10 protein-coding genes, 1 other RNA gene and 1 pseudogene are annotated in these 12,271 nt (G+C 35.1%); 6 read left to right on the forward strand and 6 right to left on the reverse strand.

The features are described 5' to 3' along the window. Nucleotides 1–10 precede the first annotated feature (10 nt). Both CYO92_RS00700 and ruvC read right to left on the reverse strand, forming a co-directional pair. Nucleotides 11–700: an MOSC domain-containing protein gene (locus CYO92_RS00700; RefSeq protein WP_103589231.1), complete on the reverse strand. Its 690-nt coding sequence runs from the start codon at nt 698–700 to the stop codon at nt 11–13. Nucleotides 701–717: 17 nt separating this feature from the next. Then, the gene (gene ruvC, locus CYO92_RS00705; protein WP_178140253.1) at nt 718–1,197 is read right to left on the reverse strand and encodes a crossover junction endodeoxyribonuclease RuvC; all 480 of its coding nucleotides are present in this window, start codon (nt 1,195–1,197) and stop codon (nt 718–720) included. 122 nt (nt 1,198–1,319) lie between these two features. Here ruvC and dnaA point away from each other — a divergent pair, with 122 nt between their 5' ends. The 5 genes from dnaA (at nt 1,320) to CYO92_RS00730 (ending at nt 8,049) form a co-directional block, all read left to right on the forward strand. Further along, complete coding sequence (dnaA, locus tag CYO92_RS00710; protein ID WP_103559520.1) at nt 1,320–2,630, forward strand: chromosomal replication initiator protein DnaA; 1,311 nt, start codon at nt 1,320–1,322, stop codon at nt 2,628–2,630. 154 nt (nt 2,631–2,784) lie between these two features. Next, complete coding sequence (dnaN, locus tag CYO92_RS00715) at nt 2,785–3,858, forward strand: DNA polymerase III subunit beta (RefSeq protein WP_103589232.1); 1,074 nt, start codon at nt 2,785–2,787, stop codon at nt 3,856–3,858. A gap of 14 nt (nt 3,859–3,872) precedes the next feature. After that, complete coding sequence (gyrB, locus tag CYO92_RS00720) at nt 3,873–6,182, forward strand: DNA topoisomerase (ATP-hydrolyzing) subunit B (RefSeq protein WP_103589233.1); 2,310 nt, start codon at nt 3,873–3,875, stop codon at nt 6,180–6,182. A gap of 17 nt (nt 6,183–6,199) precedes the next feature. Beyond that, nucleotides 6,200–6,814, forward strand: a complete 615-nt coding sequence (gene queF / locus CYO92_RS00725; RefSeq protein ID WP_258030571.1) for a preQ(1) synthase — start codon at nt 6,200–6,202, stop codon at nt 6,812–6,814. Continuing rightward, on the forward strand, nt 6,814–8,049 hold the full coding sequence (locus CYO92_RS00730; protein ID WP_103589234.1) for an HD domain-containing protein: 1,236 nt from the start codon (nt 6,814–6,816) through the stop codon (nt 8,047–8,049). The genes queF and CYO92_RS00730 overlap by 1 nt, the downstream gene beginning before the upstream one ends. Here the strand turns inward: CYO92_RS00730 and ffs are convergent. Further along, nucleotides 8,036–8,133, reverse strand: an RNA gene (gene ffs / locus CYO92_RS00735) — signal recognition particle sRNA small type. The genes CYO92_RS00730 and ffs overlap by 14 nt on opposite strands. A gap of 112 nt (nt 8,134–8,245) precedes the next feature. On the opposite strand from ffs, the gene CYO92_RS00740 reads away from it, so the two are divergent. Continuing rightward, nucleotides 8,246–8,671, forward strand: a complete 426-nt coding sequence (locus CYO92_RS00740; protein WP_072595304.1) for a hypothetical protein — start codon at nt 8,246–8,248, stop codon at nt 8,669–8,671. A gap of 44 nt (nt 8,672–8,715) precedes the next feature. Here CYO92_RS00740 and CYO92_RS00745 read toward each other — a convergent pair whose 3' ends face one another. From CYO92_RS00745 to CYO92_RS09615, 3 genes and pseudogenes are all read right to left on the reverse strand, one after another. Beyond that, a complete protein-coding gene (locus CYO92_RS00745; RefSeq protein ID WP_180997819.1) occupies nt 8,716–10,317 on the reverse strand; it encodes a flagellar hook protein FlgE in 1,602 nt (533 codons plus the stop codon). Nucleotides 10,318–10,322: 5 nt separating this feature from the next. Beyond that, nucleotides 10,323–11,030: a flagellar basal body rod modification protein gene (locus tag CYO92_RS00750; RefSeq protein ID WP_103589235.1), complete on the reverse strand. Its 708-nt coding sequence runs from the start codon at nt 11,028–11,030 to the stop codon at nt 10,323–10,325. 121 nt (nt 11,031–11,151) lie between these two features. Further along, a pseudogene (locus CYO92_RS09615) lies at nt 11,152–11,395 on the reverse strand (flagellar hook-length control protein FliK); the annotation flags it as partial. Between the last annotated feature and the right edge of the window lie 876 nt (nt 11,396–12,271).

A 12,271-nucleotide genomic window follows, 5' to 3' on the forward strand; every position in this document is an offset into this window, starting at 1 on the left:
TTACTTACTATTATAAATTTCTCATATATTCTGTACTATAAATACCTTGAATACGTCTTTTCATGTCACCATACCAACTTTTTGGAAGAGTAGTAAGAGAGTTAAATTTCTCTAGTAAATTTAAATTTTTATTTGGAGTGAAAAAGAGCCTATTTATCTCTAAAATGCTCATATGAACTGGATCTTTTTCTATAACTTCTATCACGTCGCCCACTTTGCACGATCCTGGTGTTATGACACGGTAATACCAGCCAGTAAGGCCAGTTTCAAAGATGTGAGTAGCCATATTTTCATTACCCCATCTTTTTGAGAGCTTAAAGCAAGGCTTTCTTGGCTGCGATACTTGAAGGACTAGTGAGCCGATTTTATGTATATCACCTACATATACACTACTCTCATCAAGACCGTCAATGCATAAATTCTCACCCATAGCTCCATAAGCCATATTTTTTAATCCTAAAAAACTCTCCCAATCGGCGTAATTTGCAAATGAATTTGCAAAAACTGCCTTTTCAGGGCCGCCATGGTGCTTTGTATCAGCGACACTATCACCCACAAAGCCAAGTTCATTTGCGAAAATTTCGCCATTTTGAGCTACTTTAAATATAGCTGAGCTCCATGGTGTATTTAGCTTATTAGTAGCACTTTGCGAGCCATAATTTTTCACCTCGCCAATTAATAATGCTTTTACTATTGCCATCTTTTTCCTATCAAAATTTAGCTTATTCTTAAATTATTTGCGTGAGTTAGTGCGATCGCGATTGCATCGGTGATATCAAGTGGTTTTATCTCTTTGTTTATACCTAAAATTTTCTTCACCATAAATGCCACTTGCTCTTTGTCAGCTTTGGCCTTGCCAGTGACAGTTTTTTTTACCTGAAGTGGCGTATACTCGGCAAAATCACCATGAAGCTGTAAAATTTTAAGGCTAAGTGCTCCTCGAAACTGAGCGAGCTTTAAAACCGTTTTTGGGTTGTAGGCAAAAAATATATCTTCAATTGCGACCTCGTCAAATTTATGGTTTTTAAAGATGAGATCAAGCCCCTCACAAAGCTCGGTAATCTGATACTGAAGTGTGTTTGGTTTTATTTTTATGAGTCCTGCTTCAAGAAGAGTAGTTTTAAATTTATTTTTTTCGAGTATTGCATAACCACAATTCTTCGTTCCTGGATCGATTCCTAAAATTTTCATCACTATCTTTTCAATACTTTTTCACGACTTTTTCACGATGTGAAAAAGTTTGTCAGAGTTTAACAAAGGTTTTATTAAAATTAAGATAGTATCACTATAAAAATTCTCGAAATTTAAGGCATAAAAATTTGATAGCAGACGAAATTTTAGAAAATCTTTCAACACAAATTTCACCTGAAGAATACCAAAGTTATATCAAGCAATTAAAATTTAACGAAAAGGCTTCAGACGATCATATTATCGTATTTACTGCACCAAATGAGTTGATGGCTAAATTTATAAATACAAGATATGCTGATAAAATCGCTCATCTATATGAAGTTAAAACAGGCATAAAACCAAATATTGAAATTTCATCTACTAAAAGTAGCAAGGTATCAAAACAAAATCAAATAAATGTTAAGCAAATAAAAACACAAAGTAGCATTTTAAATCCAAGCTACACATTTGAAAATTTTGTCTGCGGTGCATCAAATCAATACGCATTTTTAAGCGCAAAAGCAGCCGCTGAAAAACCAGGCGTGCTTTACAACCCACTTTTTATCTATGGCACGACGGGACTTGGCAAGACTCACTTACTCCAGTCAGTCGGAAATCATTGTTTAAATAAAGGAAAAACCGTTATTTGCGTAACTAGCGAACAATTTATGATAGATTTTACCAGTCACATAAATAACCACTCAATGCCAAAATTTCGTGAAAAGTATAGAAACTGTGATGTTTTGCTAATAGACGACGTACAATTTCTTGGTAAGACTGATAAAATCCAAGAGGAATTTTTCAACACATATAATGAACTTTTAGCAAAAAATGGTCAAATAGTTATGACTTCAGATCGACCTCCAAAGACACTAAAAGGCTTTGAGGATAGGATGATTTCAAGATTTGATAAAGCCTTTATGGCTGATATTACGCCGCCTGAACTTGATACAAAGATAGCTATCATCATCAAAAAATGTGAGTTTGATAAAATCGATTTAAATAAAGAGGTCATAAACTACATAGCTACAAACATGGGAGATAATATCCGTGAGATCGAGGGAGCTATCATAAATTTAAACGTATTTAAAACTCTTATGAAAGAAGAGATAACACTTGATCTTGCAAAAAGTATATTAAAAGATTTGATCAAAGAAAAACGTGAAAATATAAATTTCGATACTATCGTTGAAATAGTTAGTAAAGAACTAAATATCAAACAAAGTGATATAAAAAGCAAATCAAGAGTTACAAATATCGTAGAAGCAAGACGAATCATCATATATCTTGCAAAGATGCTTACAACAAACTCAATGCCACAAATTGCAAACTATTTTGGTATGAAAGATCACAGTGCCGTTAGTCATAATATTAAAAAGATAAATGAGCTAATACAAACTAATGAAATTTTTAGTCTAAAAGTTACTGAATTAAAAAATAAAATTTTGACAAAAGGATAAAATACAATATGAAATTTGTGAATAAATGTGAAAAAGAAAATATAATTTTTCACATTTCAAATAGCTGTATTTCGATGTTTAAAAGTAATTTTCACTTTTTAACATCACCTACTAAAACAAAAAAATTAAATTTAAAAATAGAAGGAAGTTTTTAATGAAGGTTTTAATAAACAAAAATATGCTTGAAAGCATAGTAACAAATACAAATCCATATCTTGAAAAAAGAGATCTTAGTGCTATAACTTCTCACATTTATATCTCAGCAAAAGATGGAGTTTTAAATATAAAAGCAACTGATCATGAAATAGGTCTAGCATATAAACTAAGTAACGTAAAAATCGTAGATGAAGGTTACGCAACTGCAAATGGCAAAAAACTACTTGACATTATAAAAAGTCTAAAAGACGAAGAAGTGATGTTAGAAACTGTAAATAACTATCTTTATATAAAACAAAAAAACTCAAAATATAAACTTCCAATGTATAAATTTGAAGATTTCCCAGAATTTCCAACGATTGAGGGTAAATCAAAATTTAATGTTGATGCTGTTATGTTAGGAAGAAGTTTAAAGAAAATTTTACCAAGTATTGATAGTAATAACCCAAAATTTGAACTAAATGGTGCTTTCCTTGATATTAAACAAGACTTTATAAATATAGTCGGTACTGATACGAGAAGACTTAGTGTATTTAAATTTCAAACACCAACTGAAAAAGAATTTTCACTAATAATCCCTAAAAAAGCTATCAATGAAATACAAAAACTATTTTTTGACAAGATAGAAATTTACTATGATGAAAATATCTTAATCGCTCAAAGCCAAAATTTTGAATTTTTCACAAAACTTATAAATGGTAAATTCCCAGATTACGAGCGTGTCATACCAAAAGAGGTCAGAAAAAGACTTCAACTAAGTAGAGATAAGATGATAGAGGGTATAAAAACTATCTCAATGCTAAGTGATACAATGAAAATATCCTTTGCAAAAGACAATATAACATTTGAAAGTGTTATAGAAGATAACTCTGAAGCAAAAACTACGATAGATTATCAAACTGGTTTAGAGCTTGGAGATGAATTTTTCATAGGTATAAAAAATAGATATTTACTTGACTTTTTAAGTAGCATAGAGGATGAAAATTTTGAGCTTGGATTTAATGAAAGCTCACTAGCATTTGTTGTAAATTCAAAAGAATTAACAACAGTAATAATGCCGATAAATTTATAAGATAAGGCAAGATTATGGAAAATAATTACGGCGCAGAAAATATCAAAGTACTAAAAGGGCTTGAGGCGGTCAGGAAGCGCCCAGGCATGTATATAGGTGATACTAATATAAGCGGTCTTCACCACATGATCTACGAAGTCGTTGATAACTCTATTGACGAAGCGATGGCAGGATACTGCGATACGATAGACGTTGAGCTTACACGCGAGGGATCAGCGATCATCAGCGATAATGGCCGTGGTATCCCAGTAGATATGCACCCGACTGAGAAAATTTCAGCTGCGACTGTTGTTTTGACAGTGCTTCACGCTGGTGGTAAATTTGACAAGGACACTTATAAGGTCTCTGGCGGTCTTCACGGCGTTGGTGTATCTGTAGTAAATGCCCTTTCTAAAAAGTTAGTCGTAAATATCAAACGTGATGGTAAACTTCATAGACAAGAATTTGCAAAAGGTATCCCACAAAGCGATCTTGAAGTTATAAAAACTACAAACCGCACAGGCACACAAGTCGAGTTTTGGCCAGATGATAGTATATTTGAAGTGACTGAATTTGATGACGAAATTTTAGTAAAAAGATTTCGCGAGCTAGCCTATCTAAACCCAAAGATAACTATAAATTTTAAAGATCAAAGAAATGGCAGGAGCGAGAGCTTTCATTTTGAGGGCGGACTTGAGAGCTTTGTAACTGATATGAACAAGGCAAATGCTGTCAGTAAAGCAGTATCATTTAGCGGTGGCGAAGATGACGTTATGGTTGATTTTGCACTACTTTACAACGACACTTATAGTGAAAATTTATTAAGCTTTGTAAATAACATCAAAACTCCAGATGGTGGTACACACGAAGCTGGATTTAGAGCAGGCCTTACAAGAGTTATCACAAACTACGTTCAAGCAAATGCTGCTGCACGTGAAAAAGATACAAAGATAACTGGCGAAGATATCCGCGAGGGACTTATCGCAGTTGTTAGCGTAAAAGTACCAGAGCCGCAGTTTGAGGGACAAACAAAGGGCAAACTAGGCTCAAGCTATGTAAAACCTATCGTTCAAAAGATGGTTTTTGAAGTGCTTACAAAGTATTTTGAAGAAAATCCTATCGAAGCAAGAGCAATAATGGATAAAGCCCTAATGGCAGCTCGTGGTCGAGAGGCCGCTAAAAAAGCTAGGGATCTAACTCGCAAAAAAGAGAGCATGAGCATAGGCACACTACCTGGTAAGCTAGCTGACTGCCAAAGCAAAGATCCAGTAATTAGCGAGCTATATCTAGTGGAGGGTGACTCTGCGGGTGGTTCTGCAAAGCAAGGACGTGATAGAGTTTTCCAAGCGATATTGCCGCTTAAGGGTAAAATTCTAAACGTTGAAAAGGCAAGACTGGATAAAATTTTAAAGTCTGATGAGATAAAAAATATGATAACAGCGCTAGGCTGCGGCATAGGAGATGAATTTGACGCTGAAAAGCTTAGATATCATAAGATCATCATCATGACCGATGCTGATGTCGATGGTAGCCACATTCAGACGCTACTTTTAACATTCTTCTTTAGATTTTTAAATAAAGTTGTAGAAAACGGCCACATCTACCTAGCTCAGCCGCCACTTTACCGCTATAAAAAAGGTAAGAAAGAAATTTATCTAAAAGATGAAAAGGCACTAAATGAATTTCTTATCGAAACTGGTATCGAGGGCGTTGATATAGAGGGTATCGGTAGTGCAGATTTAATTGATTTCTTAAAGATCGTTGCAGCTTATAGAAGCGTCTTAAAAGAGCTTGAAAAACGCTTTAATGTCCTTTCAGCGATCCGCTATATGATAGAAAATCCAGACATCGTTTCAAAAAGCTACAATGAAATTTTCGAAATTTTAAGAGACTTCTTAAAAGCTGAGGGCCACAACATACTAAACCACTACGTTAGTGAAGATGAGGTTAGAATTTATGTCCAAACTGAAAGTGGCTTAGAAGAGCTTGTGGTAAATGAAAATTTATTCACAAACCCACTTTACGAAGAGGCACTTTATATCAGCCAAAAGATAAAAGAGCGCGGCCTAGACTTGCATAGTGACGTTATAGACGTGCTTGATGAAGTAGAGAAAAATGCAAAAAAAGGTGCATATATCCAGCGCTACAAAGGTCTTGGTGAGATGAACCCTGAGCAGCTTTGGGAGACTACGATGAATCCTGAGAACAGAAGACTTTTAAAGATCGATATAAACGACGCTATAAGCGCTTCTGATACGTTTAATCTCTTCATGGGCGATGAGGTCGAGCCAAGAAGAAACTACATCCAAGACCACGCAAAAGACGTTAAACACTTGGATATTTAAAAGAAAAAGGATAAAAAATGAGCGAAGAGATGAAGTATGGCGAGAAAATTTTAAAAGAATTTGATGTAGAGAGTGACCTTGAGGTCTGGGAAAATAAGCAAACAAGGGACTATGTCATAAAGATCACTCTGCCTGAGTTTTGTTGCCTTTGCCCTCGCTCTGGTTATCCTGACTTTGCGACCATATATCTTGAATACATTCCAAATAAGTTGGTTGTCGAGCTAAAAGCGATAAAGCTTTATATAAATAGCTTTATGAACCGCAATATCAGCCATGAAGATAGTATAAATGAAATTTACTCTGTTTTAGAGAAAAAGCTTGAGCCTAAATTTATGAAGATAGTGGGCGACTTTAACCCACGTGGAAATGTTCATACAGTTATCGAGATCAGCTCTGATCTAGTCGTAAAAAAGCCAGCTGAAGAGAAAGAATTTGCTCCAAAAAGTAGGGAGAGAAACTTTAGTGATAAGCCACGCGAGAGACGAAGTACAAGTGATCGTGGCAATAGAAGCAGCAGAGATGATAAATTTAAAAAAGATGATAAACCAAGAAGAAGCTCAAACAAAGAGGGCTTTAGAAAGATAAGCTATGCCGATGATAAGAAGCCAAAAGTAGTCAAAAAGGATAAATAATGATAAGTGCTAAGCTTATAGAACATATCTTTAAAGCAGCATCTATATCACGTTGGAACGACTATCCAAAGATGACAAATTTAGTCGAGCTTGATAAGCAAGCTCATAAATTTATCATCGCTTATTTCATAGCAAAACAAGAACAAGACGCCGATATGAACTATATCATTGAGGCTGGAATTTTTGAGTTTTTAAGTAGGGTCGTAGTCACAGACATACGTCCAGACGTCTTTCATCACATCCAAAAGACAAAAAAAGAGCAGATAAATAGCTGGGTTTTAAGTAATCTTGATAGCCTTATTTCAGATATTGAAGATGGGGAGTTTTTAGAGAGATTTAAAAATTATTTTAAAAGTGATAAAAAGCATGAAAAAGAGCGCCTCATCCTAAAAGCAGCCAGCTATCTTGCCACGAGGTGGGAATTTTCTATCGTCTATCAAACAAGCCAGTTTTTAAGCGATATAGAAGAGCTTAAAGCCAAGGTTGAGGAGGAGATGGAGGATTATTACGAGCTAATTGGCGTTAGAAAGATCGCTATGAATCAAAAATTAGCCCGCCTTGTTGATCTAAGTGGTAGGCTAAGGTTTCAAAAACGCTGGGCGCAAACGCCTCGTATCCCTGAAACTGCGGTCTTAGGACATATGCTAGTAGTTGCGATACTTAGCTATTTTTATTCACTAAAAGCAAAAGCTTGCAAAAAACGCCTAGAAAATAACTTCTTTTGTGCACTATTTCACGACCTACCAGAGAGCCTCACAAGGGACATCATAAGCCCTGTAAAATACGGTGTAAAGGGGCTAAATGAGATTATCAGCGAGTATGAGATGAGGCTTATTGATGAGAGGATTTTGCCATTTGTACCAGAAAAAATAAAAGATGAGTTTAGTTACATCCTTGGTATCAGAAAAGATGGTGAAAAATTTATAAAAGATGAGTTTGAAAATAGAACTTATGAGCGCAAGATCATCTGCCACGAAGGGACTATGGAAAACGTAAATGAGGATAAATTTAACCCGATCGATGGCAAAGCACTAAAATACTGCGACAAACTCTCAGCCTACATAGAAGCTGGAATTTCTATAAGCTACGGTGTCAAGTCAAAAGAACTAACTGATGGCTTTAATAATATGTATAAATTTTTTAGCGAAAAACCTAAGATCGACGGAGTGGATTTTTTAGAAATTTGTGATGATTTTAATGAGCATTTTGGTTTAGAAAGACCCCCTCTCAGATAACTGCGGCACACACTTAATACAAGTGCTCTGCTGTGTTCCCACCCTGAAGCGGTGCTCATAAAAAGCATTGCACAGGTCTAAGAAGGAGCTTCGCAATCATACAGAAACTATACTTAAATTTTGTTTTATAGTTACATTTTTAAAAATTTAGCTTTAAAAGTATATAATCAGCCAAAATTTCACAAAAAGTAGAGTAATGTCTGGAAAGTTTAAACTTCGTTTTTTATCAGCTTTTAGAGATTTTTTTATCTATCATCACAAATCTTTAGAGTTTCGTGCAAAAATTTTTGCCGCTATGATCTCTGCTAAATTTGACCCAGACGAAGATGATTTTTTTGTTTTAAATGACATTACAAATGAAATTTATGAAAATGACCAAACCAGAAAAGACTTTTTGATCCAAACTGTTAAAGAATATGTAGCAAGAGTTAAAAGAAACGATAGGATCACACTTGATGCACTACTTTTAAGCATTGATAAAGACCTAAAAGATCATAAAAGATACGCCAAAAAGATAGATTTTTCTCATCTTCGTCGCTTGATGAGTGGCTGTGAGGAAGAAATTTTAGTTCAGCAAAGAGTTTATGAGTTTTTAATAAACGAAGTTAAACTCTATTCTTAAAATTATCATTCATTTTAAATTTTTAATCATCAACTAGCATAAAATTATTTCTTCATCTGAATAGCAGTCTGAATCATCTCATCACTTGTTGTGATACTTTTTGCACTAGCCTCATAAGCCTTTTGTGTGACTATAACCTCACTTAGCGCTTGACCAAGATCGACGTTACTCATTTCAAGTTTATTTGCAAGAATTTGTGAGCCATAAATGGTCTCACCAGCTTTATTTTTATAAAAAAATGCTTCACCTGAATTTGGAGTTGCTTCATAGAGATTATCACCTACTTTTGATATGCCCTGTTCATTTTGGAAGTGAAATAGAGCTATTTTTGCAACTATAAATGAGCGAGAATTGTCAAAATTTGCCATGATATTTCCACGATCATCGACGCTATATTTTGTGAGATTTCCTTCGGCGTAGCCATCTGCTTTTATGACAAAGTCTTTTTTTGAATTGGCCGAGCTTGTTATGCCATTATAGACATTTGCATCTCCATCGCCAAGAAAATTTAAAGCTACGTTTCCAACGCTTGTTAATGTATTTGTAATAAGCCTACCGCTACCATCAAAAGTAAGTGTTCCCATAGCTGTATTTTGTACAACACCATTAGCATCAGTTATCGTAGCTGTGGCATTCCAGGTAGTTTGATTGCCACCTTGAGGGATTTGCTTTGTAAAATTTATAGTTACTAAGCTCTTTGTACCATCACTGTTATATATCTCTGAGCTTAGTTTTTCTTTATTAGCTACTTCAACTAGTGATGTAACTTCAGCTTTTACATCTAAGCTAGCAAAATTCATAAATTTTAGGCTTTTATTGTTTATATGCCAGCTGCCATCGCTCTCTAGCGTGGTTGAAAACTCACTAAATTTACCATCACCGTCTTTTACTTTTACCACTACGCTATCACCTGCTTTTGCACCAAAGTTCGTCTGACTTAGTGGGATTTGTCCATTTAGTGAGATAGTTTTGTTTGTATTATCGAGTGTATAATTAAAATTTGCCGCATCAATGGCTGTTGTTCGCTTATCTGTTATAAGGCTTGAATCTAGGTTACCTTTTAAATTTATATTTTTTGTTTGCTTGGCTGGCATATATAAAAAATGAGGTAAATTTATACCTTTTTGTGAGCCAGTATCGCCTAGTTTTAGATCCTCTTCTTTTGCAGTAAATGCCTGCGTGGTACCTTTTGTTTGACCATATTTTCTAAGAGCATTAGCACTTGGGGTGACTGGAGTAAAACTTGTTAATGTACCAAGAAGCAAGTTGCCTTTATTATCTACTAAATTTCCAGCCCCATCTATATCAAAGCTACCTGTTCTTGTGTAGTAGTTTCTACCATTTTTATCAACGACACCAAAAAAGCCTTTACCGCCTATGGCTAGGTCGAAGTTATTATCAGTATTTTGAAAACTACCATTTGTCATCTTTAAAGCTGTCGTTTGTTTTGTAGCTCCAAGACCTACTTGATTGTTAGTTGGACCACTTCCAGCTGAAGCCATATGTTGATTGATTAAATTTTTAAACTCAGGGATTGAAGCTTTAAAACCTACATTGTTGATATTTGAAATATTATTTGCCCAAACATCCATGCCAAAGCTTTGTGTTTTAATGCCACTAATTCCGTTGTAAAAACCTCTCATCATGGCTTTTATCCTTCGTAAAATTCAGATATTTTATCCATTGGGATATATTCGCCCGCGATTTTTATCATGGCTTTGCCATCTACAAATTTTACTGCCTCAACAGGATAGCTACCTACTTGAGTCTTGTATGAATTACCATCTTTTCCAGTGTAATTAACAGATACTGTATATGCTCCGTTTGGTAATTGTTTTCCAGAATCATCTTTGCCATCCCAAGATATTCTGCGAACTCCTGACTTTAGATCTTTTATATCGATTGAACGAACGACCTCTCCATTTGCATTTTTAATTTCGAGCTTACCATTTGCAAGATCTGATTTAAAATAAAGTGCAAAATTTACAGTTTTTTGCTCATCTGTTAGTAAAACTGAGTTTGAACCAGTTGAGACCATTTTTCCAAGAGCTGATATGGCGTAGGCATTTGCATTTGATTTTAACTGATTTACAAGCTCTTTCATAGCTGAGTTTGTATTTTGTTGCATCTCTAGTGATGCTAGCTGGCTAGTTTGTGTAAGCATCTTTTCAGTATCCATAGGACTTGTTGGGTCTTGATACTGAAGCTCTGTTAAAAGTAGCTTCATAAATGCATCTTTATCTAGCTGTGCATTTGGGTTAGTTCCTGTGCCAGCTGCCGCATCTTGCTTTGCTTTTGCCTTTTTCTCGGCGTTTTTTTGTTGTGTTGTTTGTGTAGTTATATCTGAAACTGAAGCCATTATCTCTCCTAAATATATCTTGGTATTACTAGCTCAAGCAAGCTTTGTTCCGCTTGAGTGTTTTCGCTCTCATCGCTTTGATTTGAGCTGTATTTATTCTTTGCTTGTTCTTTTTTATCTTGTCTTTGATTTTGATCTGAGAAATTCATCTCAAGCTCGGTAAATCCCATATTTACAAGGCTGTTTTTAAACTCGGCTTGATTTTGTAAAAAGAGATTCATCGTAGCCGTGGTTGAGTTAAAATTTACATGTAAGTTATTGCCGCGATTTACCATTGTGATCTCAACCTCGCCTAAATTTAGGGGATTAAGTGTGATGTTAAAGCGAGTGATTGGCGCTTTGTAGTTTTGCACCTGCTCTTTTAGCGTAGAAGAGAAGTTACTAAGCGTCTCTTTTATCTCCGCCTTTGTTTGAAGCTGGTGTTTAGCGCTACTAGCGATATCTTTTACCATTTGATTTAGCTCTGATTTATTATCACTGCTAAAGGTCTCCTCACTTGGCTCAGTCTCGCTCATCTGCTCTCTTTCTGGAAAGAGTAACGACTCAAGAGTTGGGGCTTTTTGCACCTTTTGCTCGTGTAAATTTACCTTTACTTTTGGCTCTTTTGGCTGCTCCTTGGGCTCAACATCCACTATCTCATCATCAAGCCTTACTTCACTATCATCTAGCTTTTTAGGCTCTTCTTTGACTAAATTTTTAACTTCGCTGACTGGATTTGCCACTACCTCTTTTAGTAAAGTATCAAGCTTTACGACCTCTTTTGGCTCGTTTTTGATGATAGTTTGCTCGACCTTGTTTTTTAGCTCTTTTAGGTAAAAAGGCTTATCCTCAGTCTTTATCGGCGTGAAAAATTCCTGCTTGCCTAAACTTTTAAACATCTCATTTAGTTTTGGAACATCATCATTTGAAATTTCTATATTTTCAAGGCCAAGGTCAAATTTCTTAGCAAGGTCGATAAGATCGCTAACACTTTTAACGTTGCTAAGCTCTTCGACGTTTTCAGGCACACTTAAGAAATTCGCTATTTTGTCGCTGAAATTTGGAAATTTACTTACTTTTTCATTGCCGTTTAGAATTTCTAAAACTTGCAAAAGTTGCATGAAATTTGCATTTTCATAAAGCTCATTTTTTGTATTTTCGTCCAAATTTTCTTCAAGTGCGGTTGAAATTTTTGCCGCACTTTCGCTTTGAGCTTTTTGCAGTGTCTCTTTTTGAGTGGTAACCGTTTTTACTATCTCTTT

Source organism: Campylobacter concisus, assembly GCF_002913715.1.
GTDB lineage: Bacteria > Campylobacterota > Campylobacteria > Campylobacterales > Campylobacteraceae > Campylobacter_A > Campylobacter_A concisus_AG.

What these genes read in the sequence shown, in the direction of transcription:
- CYO92_RS00700 (WP_103589231.1), bottom strand. Translation starts at nt 700, where the DNA reads ATGGCAATAGTAAAAGCATTATTAATTGGCGAGGTGAAAAATTATGGC.
- dnaN (WP_103589232.1), top strand. Translation starts at nt 2,785, where the DNA reads ATGAAGGTTTTAATAAACAAAAATATGCTTGAAAGCATAGTAACAAAT.
- gyrB (WP_103589233.1), top strand. Translation starts at nt 3,873, where the DNA reads ATGGAAAATAATTACGGCGCAGAAAATATCAAAGTACTAAAAGGGCTT.
- queF (WP_258030571.1), top strand. Translation starts at nt 6,200, where the DNA reads ATGAGCGAAGAGATGAAGTATGGCGAGAAAATTTTAAAAGAATTTGAT.
- CYO92_RS00730 (WP_103589234.1), top strand. Translation starts at nt 6,814, where the DNA reads ATGATAAGTGCTAAGCTTATAGAACATATCTTTAAAGCAGCATCTATA.
- CYO92_RS00740 (WP_072595304.1), top strand. Translation starts at nt 8,246, where the DNA reads ATGTCTGGAAAGTTTAAACTTCGTTTTTTATCAGCTTTTAGAGATTTT.
- CYO92_RS00745 (WP_180997819.1), bottom strand. Translation starts at nt 10,317, where the DNA reads ATGATGAGAGGTTTTTACAACGGAATTAGTGGCATTAAAACACAAAGC.
- CYO92_RS00750 (WP_103589235.1), bottom strand. Translation starts at nt 11,030, where the DNA reads ATGGCTTCAGTTTCAGATATAACTACACAAACAACACAACAAAAAAAC.